The sequence below is a fragment of the Streptomyces sp. NPDC048291 genome, from assembly GCF_043201715.1.
Classification (GTDB): Bacteria; Actinomycetota; Actinomycetes; order Streptomycetales; family Streptomycetaceae; genus Streptomyces.
On the sequence record NZ_JBICZC010000001.1, the window covers coordinates 510,387 to 529,913 of the forward strand.

The window sequence follows — 19,527 nt, forward strand, 5'->3', positions numbered from 1 at the left end:
AAACCGCGACAACCCGAGCTATTGGGCGCCCATTCCCACCCCAACCGAGTGACAGGCGACGCGTATGCCCCCCTCCCCGCGAACCCCCGAATCGCGTCGGCTAGGGTTTGGTCCGCATAAACATCCAAACCCCTGCCCGACGCAGGGCGGCGACCGACCAGCGAGAAGGCCGCAGCCGACCGCGCGGGCGAGACTCTCGGGAAGGCGCTACGTGAGTCCCAACGGCTCCGACCGCTCGCCGCGGCGCCCGATGCGGCGGAAGCTGCTGCAGGCAATGACCGCGGGCCTGGTCCTGGCATCCGCTACCGGATGCACATACAAGGACTTCCCCCGCCTTGGTATGCCCACCCCGACCACGGAAGAGGCTCCGCGGATCCTCTCCCTGTGGCAGGGCTCCTGGGCCGCCGCGCTCGCCGTCGGCGTGCTGGTGTGGGGTCTGATCATCTGGAGCGCCATCTTCCACCGGCGCAGCCGCACCAAGATCGAAGTCCCGGCCCAGACCCGGTACAACATGCCGATCGAGGCGCTGTACACGGTGGTGCCGCTCATCATCGTCTCGGTGCTGTTCTACTTCACCGCGCGGGACGAGACGAAGCTCCTCAGCCTCTCCGACAAGAAGCCGGACGTCACGGTCAACGTCGTCGGCTTCCAGTGGAGCTGGGGCTTCAACTACATCACGCCCGTCGACGGTGTCTCCGGCGACGCGAAGACCGACGAGAACCTGGCGGCCATTCCGGACCGGTTCAAGAACGCCTTCCCGGCCAACGCCGGCGGTGTCTACGACGTCGGTACGCCGGGCACGAAGAATCCGCAGACCGGCAACCCCGGTCCGACGCTCTGGCTCCCCAAGGGCGAGACCGTCCGCTTCGTCCTCACCTCGCGTGACGTCATCCACTCCTTCTGGGTGGTGCCGTTCCTGATGAAGATGGACGTCGTCCCGGGCCACACCAACGCGTTCCAGGTGACTCCCAACCAGGAGGGCACCTTCCTCGGCAAGTGTGCCGAGCTCTGCGGCGTCGACCACTCCCGGATGCTGTTCAACGTGAAGGTCGTCTCGCCCGAGCGTTACCAGCAGCACCTCAAGGACCTCGCCAAGAAGGGGCAGACCGGTTACATTCCCGCCGGCATCGCTCAGACGAGCCACGAGAAGAACCGGGAGACGAACAACCTGTGAGCATCCTCAACGAACCCCAGGGTGCCGCGGCAGCTGAGGGCTCTTACGCAGATGAGCTGCCGGTCAGGCGCAAGCAGCCCGGCAACGTGGTCATCAAGTGGCTCACCACCACCGACCACAAGACCATCGGAACGCTGTATCTGGTCACGTCGTTCGCGTTCTTCCTGATCGGTGGTGTGATGGCGCTGCTGATGCGCGCCGAGCTCGCCCGCCCCGGTCTGCAGATCATGTCGAACGAGCAGTTCAACCAGGCGTTCACGATGCACGGCACGATCATGCTGCTGATGTTCGCGACGCCGCTGTTCGCCGGCTTCACGAACTGGATCATGCCGCTCCAGATCGGTGCCCCCGACGTCGCTTTCCCGCGGCTGAACATGTTCGCCTACTGGCTCTACCTGTTCGGCTCGACCATCGCCGTCGGCGGCTTCCTCACCCCGCAGGGTGCGGCCGACTTCGGCTGGTTCGCCTACTCCCCGCTCTCCGACGCGGTCCGCTCGCCGGGCATCGGCGCCGACATGTGGATCATGGGTCTGGCCTTCTCCGGCTTCGGCACCATCCTCGGCGCGGTCAACTTCATCACCACGATCATCTGCATGCGTGCGCCGGGCATGACGATGTTCCGCATGCCGATCTTCGTGTGGAACGTGCTGCTGACCGCGGTGCTGGTCCTGCTCGCCTTCCCCGTCCTCGCCGCCGCGCTGTTCGCGCTGGAGGCGGATCGGAAATTCGGGGCACATGTCTTCGACGCGGCGAACGGCGGAGCACTGCTCTGGCAACACCTCTTCTGGTTCTTCGGCCATCCAGAGGTGTACATCATCGCCCTGCCGTTCTTCGGCATCATCTCCGAGGTCATCCCGGTCTTCTCCCGTAAGCCGATGTTCGGCTACATGGGTCTGGTGGCCGCGACCATCTCGATCGCCGGTCTGTCCGTGACCGTGTGGGCGCACCACATGTACGTCACCGGCGGTGTGCTGCTGCCGTTCTTCTCCTTCATGACCTTCCTGATCGCGGTACCGACCGGTGTGAAGTTCTTCAACTGGATCGGCACCATGTGGAAGGGATCGCTGTCCTTCGAGACACCGATGCTGTGGGCCACCGGCTTCCTGATCACCTTCACCTTCGGTGGTCTGACCGGTGTCATCCTGGCCTCGCCCCCGATGGACTTCCACGTCTCCGACTCGTACTTCGTGGTGGCGCACTTCCACTACGTGGTGTTCGGCACGGTCGTCTTCGCGATGTTCTCCGGCTTCCACTTCTGGTGGCCGAAGATGACGGGCAAGATGCTCGACGAGCGGCTCGGGAAGATCACCTTCTGGACGCTGTTCATCGGCTTCCACGGCACGTTCCTGGTCCAGCACTGGCTGGGCGCCGAGGGCATGCCGCGCCGGTACGCCGACTACCTGGCGGCCGACGGCTTCACCACCCTGAACACGATCTCGTCGATCAGCTCCTTCCTGCTCGGCCTGTCGATCCTGCCGTTCCTCTACAACGTCTGGAAGACGGCGAAGTACGGCAAGAAGGTCGAGGTCGACGACCCGTGGGGCTACGGCCGCTCCCTGGAGTGGGCGACCTCCTGCCCGCCGCCGCGGCACAACTTCGTCACCCTGCCGCGGATCCGCAGCGAATCGCCGGCCTTCGACCTGCACCACCCTGAGATCGCCGCCCTGGAGCAGCTGGAGCACGGCCAGGCCGTCGCCGCTGTCGCGGGCAGCAAGGAGGCCGGCAAGTGAAGATCCAGGGCCGCATGTTCGTGTGGCTGAGTGTCTTCGTCCTCGTCATCGCGATCGTCTATGGCGTGTGGTCGAAGGAACCGGCCGGTACCACGGCACTCTTCCTGGCCTTCGGCCTCTGCATCATGATCGGCTTCTACCTGGGCTTCACCGCCTCCCGCGTCGACGCGGGTGCCCAGGACAACAAGGAGGCCGACGTCGCGGACGAGGCCGGCGAGATCGGCTTCTTCAGCCCGCACAGCTGGCAGCCGCTCGCCCTGGGCGTCGGCGGCGCGCTGGCCTTCCTCGGTGTCGCCGTCGGCTGGTGGCTGCTGTACTTCTCGGCACCCGTCATCATGATCGGCCTCTTCGGCTGGGTGTTCGAGTACTACCGCGGTGAGAACCGCACCCAGTAGGCACACGCCGAACGCAGCGGGAGCCCGGACCCTCCGTCAGGAGAGTCCGGGCTCCCGCCGTTTCCGGCCGTTCGCGCCTTCGGCGCAGTGCCGGTCCCCCGTCTGGGCTACCTGCCGCGCCGGTCCGGAAAACATCTCATAGCGTGACAGTATGAGTCACTCTCCGTGCGCCCGTACCGTCGTCAGCTGCACCCTGCTGGTGACCGCCCTCGGCGTGGGCCTCACCGCCTGCAGCGCGGACGGCAACCCCCTCGCGGACAAGCCGTACGACGCGGCGGACCAGATCTCCTTCAACACCCCCACCGGGACGGGGAAGCGGGCCGACCCCGACAAGCCCCTGGAGGTCGTCGCCAAGAGCGACGAGGACCGCATCACGGACGTGACGGCCCAGGACGCCACCGGTCGCTTCGTGGCGGGCGAACTCGACGCCGACGGCCGCCGGTGGCACAGCACCTCCCCGCTGGCCGCCAACGCCCACTACACGGTCCAGGTCAGCACCGAGGACCAGGACGGCGCACCCGGCCGCAAGACCCTCACCTTCGACACCAGCACGCCCACCACCCGGCAGCGGCTGAAGGTCACCTTCGGCCCCAAGGCCGGCGAGTACGGCGTGGGCCAGCCGGTCACCGCCCAACTCGACCACGGGATCAAGGACAAGGCCCAGCGCGCCATCGTCGAGCGCGCCCTCCGGGTCGACTCCGTCCCGGCCGTCGAGGGCTCCTGGTACTGGGTGAGCGACAAGGAACTCCACTACCGGCCCAAGGACTACTGGCCCGCCCACGCCACCGTCCAGGTGCACAGCAACCTGGACGGCATCAGGATCAGCGACCGCCTGTGGGGCGGCGCCGCCGCGCCGCTGAAGCTCACCATCGGCGACAAGCTCCTCGCCGTCACGGACGCCGCCGCCCACCAGATGACGGTCTACAAGGACGACAAGGAGATCAACCAGATCCCCGTCACCACCGGCAAACCGGGCTTCGAGACCCGCAACGGAGTCAAGGTCGTCCTGGAGAAGCAGTACTTCGTACGCATGCGCGGCACCACGGTCGGCATCGCCGAGGGCACCTCGGACTCCTACGACCTGCCGGTCTACTACGCCACCCGGGTGACCTGGTCAGGTGAGTACGTGCACGCCGCGCCCTGGTCGGTGGGGTCCCAGGGCTACGAGAACGTCAGCCACGGCTGCACCGGCATGAACACCTCGAACGCCGAGTGGTTCTTCGACACCGTCCACCCGGGCGACCTGGTGAAGGTCGTCAACTCCAACGGCAAGGCGATGGAGAACTTCGGCAACGGCTTCGGCGACTGGAACCTCGCCTGGAAGGACTGGCGCAAGGGCAGCGCCCTCACCGACGCCACCCAGGACGGCCAGAAGCCCCAGGACGCGGCGAGAGTGCAGCCGGCCGCACTGTGAATCGCCCTCAAGGGCAGCCGACCCAGGGGCGCGGGGCCGTGACATGTGCGGCTCCGCCGCGTGGGCGCGAACGGCGCCCACCGGCCCGCACCCGCGCACGCACCGCGCCCCGCCCCCTCCTAGGCGCTCTGCAGCCTCGTCTGCCGCAGCAGGGACGCCAGGGCCGAGGCGAACTCCACCGGCTCCACAGGCAGCGTCACAGCCGCGTCCGCCCGGCTCCACGTGGCCAGCCACGCGTCCTGCGGCCGCCCGATCAGCAACAGCACCGGCGGGCAGTTGAACACCTCGTCCTTGATCTGCCGGCACATCCCCATGCCCCCCATCGGCACGGCCTCGCCGTCGAGCACGCACACGTCGATCCCGCCCTTGTCCAACTCGGCGAGGACCGCCGCGGGCGTCGCGCACTCCAGGAACTCGACGAGCGGCACATCGGGAGCCGGCCGCCGGCCGGCGGCGAGCCGCACCTGCTCGCGGGTGTTGGAGTCGTCGCTGTAGACCAGCACCGTGGCGGTCGGCTGCATTGTTCCTCCGATACGCGGGGACGGGAGTCGTCGTACGGACAGGACCGATGGGCCGGATGCTACTCCCCTGAACACCTCGTCAACACCTGTTGGAACACCGCTTCGATGGGCCATCCGGGCAGTACACACGGGGCGGACACTCCGAACGGCACCCCCCGGAGTGAGCGCGAGATAAGCGACCGACATAATGTCGGTCGTGGCGACAGCAACGACAGTAGAAACCGGGCACGCGCACCCGTCGGTCAACAGGCCGAACCTCACCAGCGTCGGAACCATCATCTGGCTGAGTTCCGAGCTGATGTTCTTCGCGGCCCTCTTCGCGATGTACTTCACCCTGCGATCGGTGACCGGTCCGGCGCACTGGAAGGAGATGGCGAGCCATCTCAACATTCCGTTCTCCGCGACCAACACCACGATCCTGGTGCTCTCCTCCCTCACCTGCCAGCTCGGCGTGTTCGCGGCCGAGCGCGGGGACGTGAAGAAGCTCCGGGGCTGGTTCATCGTCACCTTCATCATGGGTGCGATCTTCATCGGCGGTCAGATCTACGAGTACACCGAGCTGGTCAAGAAGGACGGGATCTCGCTCTCCTCCGACCCGTACGGCTCGGTCTTCTACCTGACCACCGGCTTCCACGGCATGCACGTGACGGGCGGCCTCATCGCCTTCCTGTTCGTCCTGGGGCGCACCTATGCGGCGAAGAGGTTCACGCACGAGCAGGCGACCGCGGCCATCGTCGTGTCCTACTACTGGCACTTCGTCGACGTCGTCTGGATCGGCCTCTTCGCCACGATCTACCTGATCAAGTAGCCGGGCCGGCACCACGCGCCGTAGAAGCGCATTTTCCAGAAGCATCGACGCAGAAGATCCTGACACCGGGGTAATCCGTGAAAAAGCTCTCCGCACGACGACGCCATCCGCTGGCGGCGGTCGTCGTCCTACTCCTCGCGCTGGCATGCACAGGAGGGCTGTACGCCGCGTTCGCACCCGCGGGCAAGGCGCAGGCCGATGAAACATCCCAGTCCCTGACCATCGAGGAGGGCAAGAAGCTCTACTCGGTCGGTTGCGCCAGCTGCCACGGCACCGGCGGTCAGGGTTCGTCCGACGGCCCCAGCCTGGTGGGCGTGGGCGCCGCGGCCGTGGACTTCCAGGTCGGCACCGGCCGTATGCCGGCCGCCACCTCGCAGGGTCCGCAGGTCGTCGCGAAGAAGAACATCTACACCCAGGCCCAGATCGACCAGCTCGCGGCGTACATCGCCTCGCTGGGCGCCGGTCCCGAGGTCCCGACCTCGGAGCAGTACGGCCCGGACGGTGCCGACATCGCCAAGGGTGGCGAGCTCTTCCGCACCAACTGCGCGCAGTGCCACAACTTCGTGGGCTCGGGCGGTGCGCTGACCAAGGGCAAGTTCGCCCCGAGCCTTGAGGGTGTCGCCCCGAAGCACATCTACGAGGCCATGCAGACGGGCCCGCAGAACATGCCGTCCTTCCCCGACACGACGCTGTCCGAGAAGAACAAGAAGGACATCATCGCGTACCTCGACGCGGTCAACAGCCCCAAGACGGTGAACCCCGGCGGTCTCAACCTGGGCGGCCTCGGGCCGGTCAGCGAGGGTCTGTTCGCGTGGATCTTCGGTCTCGGTCTGCTGATCGCGGTCGCCGTCTGGGTCGCCGCTCGGACCGCAAAGGCCAAGAAGTCATGAGTAGCCAAGAGATTCCAGAAGAGAACCTGCCCGCTGAGCAGGACCACCACGCGCACGGCGCCGTGAGCGTCGCGGACGAGAGGGACCCGTTCTCGGATCCCGGTCTGCCGCCCCACGAGCACCGCATCCAGGACATCGACGAGCGGGCCGCCAAGCGGTCCGAGCGCGTCGTGGCCATGCTGTTCACGGTGTCGATGCTGGCCACCGTGGGCTTCATCGCCTCCTATGTGACCATCCCGAAAGACAAGTCGATCTTCGTCTTCCCGCTCGGTCACATCAGTGCGCTGAACTTCGCACTGGGCCTGACCCTCGGTGCGGCGCTGTTCTGCATCGGCGCGGGCGCGGTCCACTGGGCCCGCACCCTGATGTCCGACGTGGAGGTCGCCGACGAGCGGCACGCCATCGCGGCCGAGCCGGAGGTCAAGGCCAAGGTCCTGGCCGACTTCAAGCAGGGCGCGAAGGAATCGGCGATCGGCCGGCGCAAGCTGATCCGCACCACGATGTTCGGCGCGCTGACCCTGGTCCCGCTCTCCGGCGTCGTGCTGCTGCGCGACCTCGGCCCGCTGCCGGGCACCTCGCTGCGCCACACGGCGTGGTCGAAGGGCAAGCTGCTCGTCAACATGAACACCAACGAGCCGCTGCGTCCCTCCGACGTCGCCGTCGGCTCGCTGACCTTCGCCAAGCCCGAGGGCGTCGAGGAGTCCCAGGAGGACTTCCAGAACGTGATGGCGAAGGCGGCCCTGATGATCATCCGGCTGCAGCCGGACAACATCAAGGACAAGCGCGAGCTGGAGTGGTCGCACGAGGGCATCGTCGCCTTCTCGAAGATCTGCACCCACGTGGGCTGCCCGATCTCGCTGTACGAGCAGCAGACCCACCACGTGCTCTGCCCGTGCCACCAGTCCACCTTCGACCTCTCCGACGGAGCCCGAGTGATCTTCGGCCCGGCCGGCCACGCCCTGCCGCAGCTGCGCATCGGCGTGAGCGAGGAGGGCTACCTCCAGGCGCTCGGCGACTTCGACGAGCCCGTCGGTCCTGCCTTCTGGGAGCGCGGATGAGCACTTCAGAGACCACAGAGTCCCGCGAGCGCGGGAAGGCGCCGGCCGGCGAGCGTGTCGCCGACTGGGCCGACGGACGGCTCGGGATCTACTCCCTGGCCAAGTCCAACATGCGCAAGATCTTCCCCGACCACTGGTCGTTCATGCTGGGCGAAGTGTGCATGTACAGCTTCATCATCATCATCCTGACGGGTGTGTACCTGACGCTGTTCTTCCACCCGTCGATGAACGAGGTGGCGTACCACGGCAGCTACGTCCCGCTCCAGGGACAGCTGATGTCCGAGGCGTTCAACTCGACCCTGCACATCTCCTTCGACGTGCGCGGTGGCCTGCTCATCCGGCAGATCCACCACTGGGCCGCGCTGATCTTCCTCGCCGGCATGTTCGTGCACATGATGCGCGTGTTCTTCACGGGCGCGTTCCGCAAGCCGCGTGAGATCAACTGGCTGTTCGGCTTCCTGCTGTTCGTCCTGGGCATGTTCACCGGCTTCACCGGTTACTCGCTCCCGGACGACCTGCTCTCCGGCACCGGTGTCCGCTTCACCGAGGGCGCCATCCTGTCGATGCCGATCGTCGGCACGTACATCTCGTACTTCCTCTTCGGCGGCGAGTTCCCCGGCCACGACTTCGTGGCGCGGTTCTACTCGATCCACATCCTGCTGCTGCCGGGCATCATGCTCGGCCTGATGGTGGGCCACCTGATCCTGGTCTTCTACCACAAGCACACGCAGTTCGCGGGTCCCGGAAAGACCGAGAAGAACGTCGTCGGCATGCCGCTGCTGCCGGTCTACATGGCCAAGGCCGGAGGCTTCTTCTTCCTGGTCTTCGGTGTCATCGCGGCCATCGCGGCGACCACCCAGATCAACCCGATCTGGGCCATGGGCCCCTACCGTCCGGACCAGGTGTCCACCGGCGCCCAGCCCGACTGGTACATGGGCTTCGCCGAGGGCCTGATCCGCTACATGCCCGGCTGGGAGATCAACTTCTGGGGCCACACCCTGGTCCTGGGCGTCTTCATCCCGCTGGTCCTGTTCGGTCTGGTCCTGGGCGCGATCGCGCTCTACCCGTTCATCGAGTCCTGGGTCACCGGCGACAAGAGCGAGCACCACATCCTGGACCGCCCGCGCAACGCCCCGACCCGCACCGCCTTCGGTGTCGCCTGGGTGACCGTGTACATGATCGGCCTGATCGGTGGTGGCAACGACCTCATCGCCACCCACTTCCACCTGTCGATCAACGACGTGACCTGGTTCGTCCGGATCTTCTTCTTCGCCGGACCGGTGATCGCGTTCATCGCCACCAAGCGGATCTGCATGGGCCTCCAGCGCCGGGACCGCGACAAGGTGCTGCACGGCCGCGAGACGGGCATCATCAAGCGGCTGCCGCACGGTGAGTTCATCGAGGTCCACGAGCCGCTCTCGCAGGAGCAGCTGCACACCCTCACGGCGCACCACCAGTACGAGCCGGCCCAGATCGGCCCGGCGGTCGACGAGAACGGTGTCGAGCGCAAGATCAAGGGGTCCGAGAAGCTCCGCGCCAAGCTGAGCGGCGCCTACTACGGCGAGGACAACCAGATCCCGAAGCCCACCGTCGAGGAGTACAAGGAGATCACGAGCGGCCACGGCCACCACTGATCGACCGCGTCGCCACGCCACAGCCGAAGGGCCCCCGTCCGTACATCGGACGGGGGCCCTTCGCGGTGCCCGGAGCTGGATAGGGTAGGCGTGGAAACCGGATATGTGGCGTACGACGATCAGGAGCGGCCGTATGAGCGCTGTGACCCCCGCTGGAGGCGACACCGCGGCGGGCCGTTCCTGGCCCGAGGTACTGAACGCGCTGCTGTACGGCCAGGACCAGAGCGCCGACGCCACGGCCTGGGCGATGGACCAGATCATGCGCGGCCAGGCCACCGACGCCCAGATCGCGGGCTTCGTCGTCGCCCTGCGGGCCAAGGGCGAGACCGTCGAGGAGATCAACGGGCTCGTCCGCACGATGTACGAGCACGCCAACGTCATCGAGGTGCCGGGCCGTACGGTCGACATCGTCGGCACCGGCGGCGACGGCGCGAAGACGGTGAACATCTCCACGATGTCGGCGCTCGTGGTGGCCGGCACCGGGGCGAAGGTCGTCAAGCACGGCAACCGCGCGGCCTCCTCCGCGTCCGGGGCCTCCGACGTCCTGGAGAAGCTCGGCGTCAACCTCGACCTGACCCCGCAGCGGGTCGCCGAGGTCGCCGAGGAGGCCGGCATCACCTTCTGCTTCGCCATCAAGTTCCACCCGGCGCTGCGGTACGCGGGCGCCGCGCGCGGCCAGCTGGGCATCCGCACGGTCTTCAACATCCTCGGCCCGCTGACCAACCCGGCACGGGTCCGCGCCCAGGCCGTCGGCGTCGCCGACCCCCGCATGGCCCCCGTCGTCGCGGGCGTCTTCGCCGAGCGCGGCCACTCCTCCCTCGTCTTCCGCGGCGACGACGGCCTCGACGAACTGACGACGACCGCCACGTCCCGCGTCTGGACCGTCCGCGACGGCAAGGTCACGGAGGAGACCTTCGACCCCCGTGACGCCGGCCTCGACCTGGTCCCCGTGGAGGCGCTGCGGGGCGGCGACCCGTCGTACAACGCGGAGGTCGCCCGCAGGCTCCTGGACGGCGAACAGGGCCCGGTACGGGACGCGGTGCTGCTGAACTCGGCGGCGGCGCTGGTGGCCCTGGACCCGGGCACCGGGTCGCTGGCCGAGCAACTGCGGGCGGGTATGGCCAAGGCGGCCGACTCGATCGACTCGGGTGCGGCCAAGCGCACGCTGGTGCGCTGGGCGGCGGCGACGCACAGGTAGGGACCGCGGTCGTCGGTCCGAGGCGCGGTTCGGCACCACCGGACCGCGCCGTCGCGGCTGATCGCCGTCGCGGCGGAGAAAAGAGAAACTCCCCTGTCCCGTCATCCGGACAGAAGTTGCGCGGCGGCGATCACTTCGCCTAGGTTCCTTTTCAGGTCATGAGTGACAGTCATGAGGCCCCGGCCGACTGTCCGGCAACCCTCCGTCCGTGGCGGGGTGCCCCGGGTGAAGACCAGGCCGTAGGCAGCGAGGTCTACGGCAAGCGCGGACCCCTCGAAGCACCAGGGGTCCTGGTCGTACGAGGGAGCCTTCTGTGAGCAAGCGAATGCGATAGGGCGTAGAGCCCCGCCTCCGCGTACCCCTTTTCAGCTTTCCCCGTGCCGTCGACACACCGTCCGGCGCGGCGGTTCCGCTTACCCTCACAGGAGCTCCGTCATGTCCGTCTCCACCGCTGCCTCCGCCCAGTCCGTTTGTGCCCCATTGCCTGTTCTGGGCCGGGATGTCACCGTCCCGCTGGTCACCGGCGGCGAGGTCGCCTACGCCGCCCTCGACTACGCGGCCAGCGCCCCCGCCCTCCAGCGGGTCTGGGACGACGTCGCGGCGTACGCCCCCTACTACGGTAGCGTCCACCGCGGCGCCGGCTACCTCTCCCAGCTCTCCACGGACCTCTTCGAGAACGCCCGCCGGACCGTCGCCGAGTTCCTCGACTGCCGCCCCGACGACCAGCTGGTCTTCACCCGCTCCACCACGGACTCCCTGAACCTCCTGGCCCGCGCCCTCCCCGCCGACTGCCAGGTCTTCGTCTTCGAGACCGAGCACCACGCCTCCCTGCTGCCGTGGCAGGACGCCCGGGTCACCTACCTCAACGCCCCCCGCACCCCGCGGCAGGCCGTCGAGACCCTGGAACGCGCCCTCGCCGCCCGCGACCCCTACGGTCCGGCCCTGGTCTGCGTCACCGGCGCGTCCAACGTCACCGGCGAGCTGTGGCCGGTACGGGAACTCGCGGCGGCCGCCCACGCGCACGGCGCCCGGATCGTCCTGGACGCCGCCCAGCTGGCCCCGCACCACCCGGTCTCCGTCCGGGACCTGGACGTCGACTGGATCGCCTTCTCCGGCCACAAGCTGTACGCCCCCTTCGGCTCCGGCGTCCTCGCCGGCCGCGCCGACTGGCTCCGGGCCGCCGAGCCCTACCTCGCGGGCGGCGGCGCCAGCCGCAAGGTCACCCGGCGTGAGGACGGGGGAGTGGCCGTGGAGTGGCACGAGAGCGCGGCGCGGCACGAGGCGGGGTCGCCCAACGTGATCGGCGCCTACTCCATCGCCTCCGCCTGCAAGGCGCTCACCGAGGCCGGCTTCGACACGCTGGTCGCCCGCGAGCGGCACCTGATCGAGAAGGTGCGGGCGGGGCTGGCCGAGGTCCCGGAGGTCCGGGTCCTCTCCCTCTTCGGCGACGACGCGCCCCGCGTCGGCGTGATCAGCTTCGTGGTGGAGGGCTGGAACAGCAGCCACTTCGCCGCCGCCCTCTCCGCCGAGTACGGCATCGGCGTCCGCGACGGCCTGTTCTGCGCCCACCCGCTGGTCAGGACCCTCCTCGGCTCCGACCCGCAGACCCAGGGCGAGTGCGGGGCGCCGGAGGCGGCACCGGGCGAGAAGTCCCTCAACGCGATCCGCGTGAGCTTCGGGGCGGGGACGCCGGACGAACACGTGGAGCGCTTCGTGACGGCGGTACGGGAACTGGTGACCGACGGTGCCAAGTGGTCCTACCGTACGGAGGACGGCCGCTGCGTCCCGGCGGTGAGCTGACCCACCTTCTTGGGGGCGCGGGGAACTGCGCGACAAGCCACGACGCACCCGCGGGGGACCACGCTGCGGGCCGGTGGGGGCTGATCGCGCAGTTCCCCGCGCCCCCAAAAGAAAGGCGCGCTGCAGCCGACGGCGTCTTCTAGCTGTCCAGGCCGATCGCGAACGCCGCCTCCAGGTCGTGCTGGGAGTACGTGCGGAACGCGACGTGCGTGTCCGTGGCCTCCACGCCGGGGATCTTGCTGATGGAGCCGGGGATGACCTCGGCCAGGTCCTCGTGCTGCTTCACCCGGACCATGGCGATCAGGTCGTACGTGCCGGTGACGGAGAAGACCTCGCTGACGCTTTCCAGCGCGGCGATCCGTTCCGCGATCTCGGGGATCCGGTCCACGCTGGTCTTGATGAGGACGATCGCGGTGATCACGGCTGGTTCTCTCCCTCGGGTGCCGGAGCTGGGGCGACCTTCACTTTAGTCGCCCGCCCGTCGCCCACCACCACCCTTCCAAGGCCGCGCTTCGCGCCCTTCTTTTTCCTGTACCGCACCCACGCGTACCCGAACCCGAGTCCGAAGCCGACCAGGTGGGCGAGGTAGGCGACGCCGGGGCCGGAGGGGGCCTGGTTCAGGGCCACCCACTGGAGGGCCGCCCAGAACGGGAGGACCACCCAGGCCGGGAACCGGAGCGGGAGGAAGAAGAGGAAGGGGAGGAGACTGGTCACGCGGGCGTTGGGGAACAGGTACAGGAACGCTCCGAGCACCGCCGAGATCGCCCCGGACGCGCCCACCAGCGACTGCGGGGACGTGGCGTTGGCGACCGCGTAGCCGAGCAGCGCGAGGTAGCCGCAGCAGAGGTAGAAGAGAGTGAACTCCACGCGGCCCATCCGTTCCTCGGTCATCGCCCCGAAGACGAAGAGGAAGAGCATGTTGCCGAGCAGGTGTACCCAGCCGCCGTGGATGAAGAGCGCGGTGGCCGGGGTGAGCGCCTCCCGCGCCGGACCGTCGAACAGGTCGGCGGGCACCACCCCCCAGTGCCGGAAATACGCCCGCTGGGCGGTCGCGAGGGCCTCTCCGGTGCCGTAGGACGGGTTGAAGCCGGAGGCGGGGCCGAGCACGAAGATCAGGCAGCACACGGCGATCAGGGTGTACGTCATGGGCGCGGACGTGCCCCGCAGACTCCGCAGGGTCCGGGCCGCCGTCGTGTTCCAGTTGCCGATCATGGACATAGAGCATGGCGTAACCGGACGCACCGGTGCAGATCGCCTCGCCGCCGCGGACAGGGCGGCGTCGGGTACCCGCCAGGCCGTAGGGTTACGAGCCACACGCGTCGGGACGGCGCGTCACGGACACTAGAAGGAAGCGAACAAGCCACGATGACGGTTCCCCTGCCGACCGCCACGACGCGGTGGCGCTGCACCCTCTGCGGCAACCTCACCCGCTTCGACGTGACCCGCTCGTCGAAGGTGGTCGAGTACGTCCACCTCGACCTGGCCGGTGAGCCGAAGGTCGAGGAGCGCGAGGTGGTCAGTGAGACCATCGAGTCGGTGCGCTGCCGCTGGTGCAACGCGGTGGACCAGGTGGAACTCGTGGACAGGCCGGGTGCCGACTCCTGAGACCGGGAGCGGCCCCGTACAGGTGATGGGGTGTGACGGATGGTGGAGACCACAGGCGGGGGGCCGGGCGACGGCACCGCCGAGGTGCTTGACCGTCCGTTGCCCGACGGCGTGCGACGGCGTGTCGTACAGATCGTGTCGGACGGCTTCGGCGGTCTGACCGTCGCCGAACTGCCCGCACAGCTGCGGCAGTACGCCCGATTCGCCCCGAATCGCCGGGCCAAGTTCGCGGGGAACGCGATGGCCGCCGCACTGGAGACCGACACCCTCTTCCGGCAGCGGATCGGGGAGAAGCTGAGAGAGGCCCAGCCGGAACTGGCCGGTGCCCTGGACTCCGGCTCCCCGCCCCCGGCCGCGGACCCGCTCGATGTGGCGGCCGCGGCCTATGTACTGCGCCCCATGGGCTGGGTGAAGCTCGTGGCGGCGGCCGGCGAGGAGGCCCAGCGGGCGGATGCCGAGCGGGCCGACGAGGAGAGCCGGGCCGAACTGGAGCGGCTGCGCGAGGAGCTGGACCGGGCCCGGGAGCAGACCCGGTCCGAGACGGAGCGGCTGCGCACCGAGCTGGACGCGGCGAAGAAGGAAGCGGAATCGCTTCACCGCAAGCTGCGGGCCGCGCTGAGCGACGTCAAGCGGGGTGAGGCGGCGCTGCGCAAGCTGCAGGGCGAGATGGAGACGGGGCGGACCGAGGGGCAGTCCCTGGTGTCCGCCGCGGAGAGCGAGAGCCGCCGGCTCAAGGCCCGGCTCGGTGAGGTCGAGGCGGCCCTGGAGGCCAGCCGCCGGGCCGCCCGCGAGGGGCGCAGCGTCGAGGACATGCGGCTGCGGCTGCTGCTCGACACCGTCCTCGACGCCGCCCAGGGGCTGCGCCGGGAGCTGGCCCTGCCGCCGGTGTCGGTGCGGCCCGCCGAGACCGTGGACGCGGTCGAACCGGGACGAATGACCCCGAAGGACATCGCGGCGCGCGCACTGTCCGAGCACGACCCGGCCGTCCTCAACCAGCTGCTCGCCCTGCCCCAGGCGCACTTGGTCGTCGACGGCTACAACGTGACCAAGACCGGCTATCCGCAGATGCCGCTGGAGAAGCAGCGGCTGCGGCTGCTCGGCCAGCTCTCCACGCTCGCCGCCCAGACCGGCGCCGAGGTCACCTGTGTCTTCGACGGCGCCGAGCTGGCCGCGCCGGTGCTGCTCGCCCCGCCGCGCGGGGTCCGGGTCCTCTTTTCCAAGCCGGGCGTCACCGCGGACGAGTTGATCCGCCAGCTGGTGCGCGCCGAGCCGCCGGGGCGCCCGGTGATCGTCGCCTCGACCGACCGGGAGGTCGCCGACGGGGTCGCGAGGGCGGGTGCCCGTCCGGTCGCTTCTGCCATGCTTCTGAAGCGACTGTCCTGAACGTTCAACCCGCATATGCAATGCCCGAATTGACCGAACCGTCACGCAACGTAGCGTCAATCGAGCATCACCGCTCGTGAGTTATGTGCAAAGAGTGCGTTGCGTGACCAGATTTTTCGCTGTTGGGTTTGAACTGATCACGGCGAGGTCACTAGGGTCGGGCCTCGAACCTCCACACGGGTGATCACTCAAACGAAGGAGCCCGTCTCCGTGGCGTCCCATCGTCGACCCAAGCAGCCGAGCCGTGCGCGCGTGACCGTGCTCACGACCGCAGCGGCCGCAGCCGTAGTCCTCAGCGCCAACGCCGCCAACGCGGCGCCCAGCGAGAAGCTGACCAAGGACGAGGTCAAGGCGAAGGTCGACAAGCTCTACGAGGAGGCCGAGCAGGCCACCGAGAAGCTGGACGGCGCCAAGGACAAGCAGCAGAAGCTGCAGAAGGAAATCTCCACGATCCAGGACAACGTGGCCCGTGGTCAGGAAGACCTCAACAAGCTGCGGGACAGTCTCGGTTCGCTGGCCACCGCGCAGTACCGCTCCGGCGGCATCGACCCGTCGGTCCAGCTCTTCCTCTCGTCCGACCCGGACGACTACCTCGACAAGGCCTCCACGCTCGACCAGTTGAGCAGTCAGCAGGTCGAGGCCCTGAAGAAGATTCAGGACAAACAGCGCGAACTCGCCCAGGAGCGGGCAGAGGCCTCCGACAAGCTCAAGGACCTCTCCGCCACCCGCACCGAGCTCGCCAAGCAGAAGTCGGCCGTCCAAGGCAAGCTCGCCGACGCGCAGAAGCTGCTCAACACCCTGACCGCCAAGGAGAAGGCGGCCCTCGACGCCGAGCAGGCCCAGGCCGCCAGCCGCGCCTCCTCCCGCGTGGACCTCGGCAGCACCGGCTCCGCCTCCGGCCGGGCCGCCTCCGCCTTCGCCGCCGCCCAGTCCGTGATCGGCTCGCCGTACGTCTACGGCGCCTCCGGCCCGTCCTCCTTCGACTGCTCGGGCCTGACCTCCTGGGCCTACGCCCAGGCCGGCGTGACCATACCCCGCACCTCCGAGGCGCAGGCCAACGCCGGCACCCGCATCTACAGCGCGAGCGACCTCAAGGTCGGCGACCTGGTCATCTTCTACGGCGACTACCACCACGTCGGCCTCTACGCCGGCAACGGCCAGGTGCTGCACGCCCCGCACACCGGCGCCGTGGTCCGCTACGAGGCGATGAGCGACATGACCTTCGAGTTCGGCGTCCGGATCTGACCACCGCCGAGACTCCGCGCCCCGTCAAGATCGAGATGCCCGGGCGTCCGAACGGGCGAACTGTTTCAGCCTGATGTACCCCCCCGCCCCGCCTGTGACCTGCGTCAGAGGCGGGGCGTCGCGTTGTGCGGCCGGGGAGGGCCTTTGGCCGGTGCGTGTCCGCGCGGCTAGCATCGCCGCGTCCAGTGACGGAAGTCGCCGGACCTACCGCCGGACGGGCGGGAAGTCACGCCTGTGGAGGCTGCGTAGGACCGACCCGCACGGGTCGGCGGCGGCCTGTGAAGCAGGAACCCGCGGTGGCGCCGCTGAGCGGCGCGGACCGGATCTCCTGCCCTGGGCGGGGGAGGGCGTCAATGTCTGGCGCGTTTCCCCCGACGCCGGGGGAGACCGTCGGCGTCCGACGATCGGAAGGAATGCGGCTTCCCGTGGGGTCTCACCGTCTCGTACCGTCGTCCGGGTTCAACCGGGGCGCCGGTGCCGCAATCTGCGTGCTGTCGGCCGCGGCCGCCGCGCTCGGTGCCGTACCGGCGAGCGCCGCCCCGCACGCCGACAGCCGTGCCGAGGTGGACCGGCTGTACCAGCAGGCCGAGGAGGCGACCCAGGCCTACGACAAGGCCGACGAGCGGGCCGGCGCGCTGCGCCGCGAGGTGAACGACTCCCAGGAGCGCATCGCCCGCCAGCAGGAGCGCATCAACACCATGCGGGAGGCGCTCGGTTCGCTCGCCGGCGCCCAGTACCGCTCCGGCGGCATCGACCCCACCGTGGCCCTGCTCTTCTCCGACGACCCGCAGGACTACCTGGACCGGGCCTCCCTCCTCGACCGCATCGACGTCCGCCAGGCCGGGCAGCTCAGGCGGCTCCGGGCGGCGATGCGCGAACTCGCCCAGGAGCGCGCCGAGACCACCGGGAACCTCGCCGAACTGGAGCGCAGCCGCCGGACGGTCGCCGCCCACAAGGCCGTCGTGGAGAGGAAGCTCGCCAAGGCCCGGCAGCTGCTCGACACGCTGCCCGCCGCCGACCGCGCCGCCTTCGAGCACTCCTCCCGCGGCGACGACCGGGCCGGCCTGCCCGACCTCTCCGGCGCCGCCGTCCCCGACGGCCGTGCCGCCGCCGCGATCGCCGCCGCCCGCTCCGCCCTCGGCAGGCCCTACGTCTGGGGCGCCAGCGGCCCCTCCGGCTTCGACTGCTCGGGCCTGATGCAGTGGTCGTACGCGCACGCCGGGCTCCACCTGCCGCGCACCTCGCAGGAGCAGCGCTACGCCGGCCACCAGGTGCCGCTCTCCCAGGCACAACCCGGTGACCTGGTCGTCTACCGCTCCGACGCCAGCCATGTGGGCATGTACGTCGGCAACGGCCAGGTCATCCACGCCCCCTACCCCGGCGCCCCGGTCCGCTACGACCCGGTCGGAATGATGCCGGTCTCCTCCGTCACCAGGCCCTGACTTCCGGGCTCCTGCCCTTACGATCGGAAAGTGGCTGGTCGTGGACGGGTGTGGCGCTCAGGGACGGTCGGGCTGTGTCTGCTGCTCCTGCCGCTGGCCGGCTGCGGCGGCGGGCAGTCGTCGACCGGCACGGCGATGGCCGAGGTGCAGCAGGTCCTGGACCGCCGCTCGGCCGCGGTCCTCGGCCACGACGAGCAGGCGTACGCCGAGACCGGCACCCGGAGCTCGTACGCCGACCTGCGGGCCGTACCGCTCGCGGACTGGAGCTACCGGCTGACCGCCCTCCACTCCGACGGCGCGGGCGCCACCGCCGACGCGCAGCTCAGCTACCGGATACAGGGGTACGACAAGGCACCGGTGACGACGGACCGGACGCTGACCCTCAGCCGCACCGCCGACGGACAGTGGTATGTCACATACGACAAGCCCGCCAAGAAGTCCGGGCAGCAGCTCTGGGACCAGGGGAAGGTGACCGCCGTCAAGAGCACCCGCACCCTCGTCCTCGGCGTCGGCCAGTCCCGGGCCACCCTGCGCGGCTACGCCCACCTCGCCGACACCGCCGTCCCCGAGGTCTCCAAGGCCTGGGGCACGGACTGGACCCAGCGGGTGGTCCTGCTCGTCCCCGGGTCGCTGAACGGCATGGCGGGCCTGCTGGGCGCCCCCGCCGCCAACTACAAGGGCATCGCCGCCGTCACCACCGGCGAGGCGGGCGGTTCGGGGCAGGCCCCGGCGGACCGGGTCATCCTCAACCCGGAGGCGTACGCCGTCCTCGGCACGGTCGGCAGACAGGTCGTCCTCACCCACGAGACGACCCATGTGGCCACCCGCGCGCACACCACGGCCGCCACCCCGCTCTGGCTCTCCGAGGGCTACGCCGACTGGATCGGCTACCTCGACACCGGCCGCACGCCCACCGAGGCGGCCCCCGAACTCGCCCGCGCCGTCGAGGCCGGGGACGTCCCCGCGGACCTCCCGGCCGACCAGGACTTCGGCTTCACCGACGACCCCACCAAGCTGGCCCAGGCCTATGAGGGCGGCTGGCTGGCCTGCCGGATGATCGCCGCCCACTGGGGCGAGGAGAAGCTCGGCGCCTTCTACCGGGCCGTCGGCGCCCACAAGCAGCGCCCGGGCGCGGTGGAGGACGCACTGAAGACCGAACTCGGCACGACCCTGCCGGACTTCACCGCCCGCTGGCGCGACTACCTGACGGCTCAGCTGGGCGACTGAGCC

Annotated in this window: 18 protein-coding genes and 1 riboswitch; of the genes, 15 read left to right on the top strand and 3 right to left on the bottom strand. The window is 69.2% G+C overall.

Annotated features, from left to right (window positions below; translation table 11 throughout):
* The first annotated feature begins 211 nt into the window (after positions 1-211).
* The 4 genes from coxB to ACGF5O_RS02195 all read left to right on the top strand — a co-directional run bounded on the left by coxB (position 212) and on the right by ACGF5O_RS02195 (position 4,713).
* Positions 212-1,174 carry a cytochrome c oxidase subunit II gene (coxB, locus tag ACGF5O_RS02180; RefSeq protein ID WP_393808014.1) on the top strand — a complete coding sequence of 321 codons (963 nt, stop codon included), beginning with the start codon at positions 212-214 and terminating at the stop codon, positions 1,172-1,174.
* Entirely contained in the window at positions 1,171-2,904 is a 1,734-nt protein-coding gene (gene ctaD, locus ACGF5O_RS02185) for a cytochrome c oxidase subunit I (RefSeq protein WP_393808015.1), read from the top strand. The genes coxB and ctaD overlap by 4 nt, the downstream gene beginning before the upstream one ends.
* On the top strand, positions 2,901-3,299 hold the full coding sequence (locus ACGF5O_RS02190) for a cytochrome c oxidase subunit 4 (RefSeq protein ID WP_393808016.1): 399 nt from the start codon (positions 2,901-2,903) through the stop codon (positions 3,297-3,299). The genes ctaD and ACGF5O_RS02190 overlap by 4 nt, the downstream gene beginning before the upstream one ends.
* Positions 3,300-3,450: 151 nt before the next feature.
* Positions 3,451-4,713 (top strand): Ig-like domain-containing protein, encoded by a 1,263-nt coding sequence (locus ACGF5O_RS02195; RefSeq protein WP_393808017.1) that lies wholly within the window; start codon positions 3,451-3,453, stop codon positions 4,711-4,713.
* 119 nt (positions 4,714-4,832) lie between these two features.
* On the opposite strand, the gene ACGF5O_RS02200 is transcribed toward ACGF5O_RS02195, so the two are convergent.
* Positions 4,833-5,234: a hypothetical protein gene (locus tag ACGF5O_RS02200; protein ID WP_393808018.1), complete on the bottom strand. Its 402-nt coding sequence runs from the start codon at positions 5,232-5,234 to the stop codon at positions 4,833-4,835.
* A gap of 187 nt (positions 5,235-5,421) precedes the next feature.
* Here ACGF5O_RS02200 and ACGF5O_RS02205 point away from each other — a divergent pair, with 187 nt between their 5' ends.
* The 6 genes from ACGF5O_RS02205 (at position 5,422) to ACGF5O_RS02230 (ending at position 12,622) form a co-directional block, all read left to right on the top strand.
* Entirely contained in the window at positions 5,422-6,042 is a 621-nt protein-coding gene (locus ACGF5O_RS02205) for a heme-copper oxidase subunit III (RefSeq protein WP_393808019.1), read from the top strand.
* Between the two features lie 77 nt (positions 6,043-6,119).
* Positions 6,120-6,932, top strand: a complete 813-nt coding sequence (locus ACGF5O_RS02210) for a c-type cytochrome (RefSeq protein WP_393808020.1) — start codon at positions 6,120-6,122, stop codon at positions 6,930-6,932.
* On the top strand, positions 6,929-7,990 hold the full coding sequence (locus ACGF5O_RS02215; RefSeq protein ID WP_393808021.1) for a Rieske 2Fe-2S domain-containing protein: 1,062 nt from the start codon (positions 6,929-6,931) through the stop codon (positions 7,988-7,990). Before ACGF5O_RS02210 ends, ACGF5O_RS02215 begins: the two co-directional genes overlap by 4 nt.
* Positions 7,987-9,624 carry a cytochrome bc complex cytochrome b subunit gene (locus ACGF5O_RS02220; protein ID WP_393808022.1) on the top strand — a complete coding sequence of 546 codons (1,638 nt, stop codon included), beginning with the start codon at positions 7,987-7,989 and terminating at the stop codon, positions 9,622-9,624. Before ACGF5O_RS02215 ends, ACGF5O_RS02220 begins: the two co-directional genes overlap by 4 nt.
* 133 nt (positions 9,625-9,757) lie before the next feature.
* Positions 9,758-10,822: an anthranilate phosphoribosyltransferase gene (gene trpD / locus ACGF5O_RS02225; RefSeq protein WP_393808023.1), complete on the top strand. Its 1,065-nt coding sequence runs from the start codon at positions 9,758-9,760 to the stop codon at positions 10,820-10,822.
* A gap of 154 nt (positions 10,823-10,976) precedes the next feature.
* Positions 10,977-11,093: riboswitch (SAM riboswitch) on the top strand.
* 164 nt (positions 11,094-11,257) lie between these two features.
* Positions 11,258-12,622 carry an aminotransferase class V-fold PLP-dependent enzyme gene (locus ACGF5O_RS02230; protein WP_393808024.1) on the top strand — a complete coding sequence of 455 codons (1,365 nt, stop codon included), beginning with the start codon at positions 11,258-11,260 and terminating at the stop codon, positions 12,620-12,622.
* A 139-nt stretch (positions 12,623-12,761) separates the two neighbouring features.
* Here ACGF5O_RS02230 and ACGF5O_RS02235 read toward each other — a convergent pair whose 3' ends face one another.
* Positions 12,762-13,043 carry an Lrp/AsnC family transcriptional regulator gene (locus ACGF5O_RS02235; protein ID WP_020137395.1) on the bottom strand — a complete coding sequence of 94 codons (282 nt, stop codon included), beginning with the start codon at positions 13,041-13,043 and terminating at the stop codon, positions 12,762-12,764.
* The gene (locus ACGF5O_RS02240; RefSeq protein ID WP_393808399.1) at positions 13,040-13,834 is read right to left on the bottom strand and encodes a rhomboid family intramembrane serine protease; all 795 of its coding nucleotides are present in this window, start codon (positions 13,832-13,834) and stop codon (positions 13,040-13,042) included. The genes ACGF5O_RS02235 and ACGF5O_RS02240 overlap by 4 nt, the downstream gene beginning before the upstream one ends.
* 153 nt (positions 13,835-13,987) lie before the next feature.
* Between ACGF5O_RS02240 and ACGF5O_RS02245 the strand changes: the two genes are divergently transcribed.
* From ACGF5O_RS02245 to ACGF5O_RS02265, 5 genes are all read left to right on the top strand, one after another.
* Positions 13,988-14,227, top strand: a complete 240-nt coding sequence (locus tag ACGF5O_RS02245; RefSeq protein WP_009309707.1) for a hypothetical protein — start codon at positions 13,988-13,990, stop codon at positions 14,225-14,227.
* A 39-nt stretch (positions 14,228-14,266) separates the two neighbouring features.
* Entirely contained in the window at positions 14,267-15,610 is a 1,344-nt protein-coding gene (locus ACGF5O_RS02250) for an NYN domain-containing protein (protein ID WP_393808025.1), read from the top strand.
* 210 nt (positions 15,611-15,820) lie between these two features.
* Positions 15,821-16,855 carry an NlpC/P60 family protein gene (locus ACGF5O_RS02255; RefSeq protein ID WP_393808026.1) on the top strand — a complete coding sequence of 345 codons (1,035 nt, stop codon included), beginning with the start codon at positions 15,821-15,823 and terminating at the stop codon, positions 16,853-16,855.
* A gap of 425 nt (positions 16,856-17,280) precedes the next feature.
* Complete coding sequence (locus ACGF5O_RS02260) at positions 17,281-18,297, top strand: NlpC/P60 family protein (protein ID WP_393808027.1); 1,017 nt, start codon at positions 17,281-17,283, stop codon at positions 18,295-18,297.
* Between the two features lie 30 nt (positions 18,298-18,327).
* Positions 18,328-19,524 (top strand): hypothetical protein, encoded by a 1,197-nt coding sequence (locus ACGF5O_RS02265; protein WP_393808028.1) that lies wholly within the window; start codon positions 18,328-18,330, stop codon positions 19,522-19,524.
* Positions 19,525-19,527 lie beyond the last annotated feature (3 nt).

Bases quoted from the DNA above. Each gene is read 5' to 3' on its own strand.
- ACGF5O_RS02195 (WP_393808017.1), top strand. From the start codon at position 3,451: ATGAGTCACTCTCCGTGCGCCCGTACCGTCGTCAGCTGCACCCTGCTG.
- ACGF5O_RS02200 (WP_393808018.1), bottom strand. From the start codon at position 5,234: ATGCAGCCGACCGCCACGGTGCTGGTCTACAGCGACGACTCCAACACC.
- ACGF5O_RS02205 (WP_393808019.1), top strand. From the start codon at position 5,422: ATGTCGGTCGTGGCGACAGCAACGACAGTAGAAACCGGGCACGCGCAC.
- ACGF5O_RS02215 (WP_393808021.1), top strand. From the start codon at position 6,929: ATGAGTAGCCAAGAGATTCCAGAAGAGAACCTGCCCGCTGAGCAGGAC.
- ACGF5O_RS02220 (WP_393808022.1), top strand. From the start codon at position 7,987: ATGAGCACTTCAGAGACCACAGAGTCCCGCGAGCGCGGGAAGGCGCCG.
- trpD (WP_393808023.1), top strand. From the start codon at position 9,758: ATGAGCGCTGTGACCCCCGCTGGAGGCGACACCGCGGCGGGCCGTTCC.
- ACGF5O_RS02230 (WP_393808024.1), top strand. From the start codon at position 11,258: ATGTCCGTCTCCACCGCTGCCTCCGCCCAGTCCGTTTGTGCCCCATTG.
- ACGF5O_RS02240 (WP_393808399.1), bottom strand. From the start codon at position 13,834: ATGATCGGCAACTGGAACACGACGGCGGCCCGGACCCTGCGGAGTCTG.
- ACGF5O_RS02245 (WP_009309707.1), top strand. From the start codon at position 13,988: ATGACGGTTCCCCTGCCGACCGCCACGACGCGGTGGCGCTGCACCCTC.
- ACGF5O_RS02250 (WP_393808025.1), top strand. From the start codon at position 14,267: ATGGTGGAGACCACAGGCGGGGGGCCGGGCGACGGCACCGCCGAGGTG.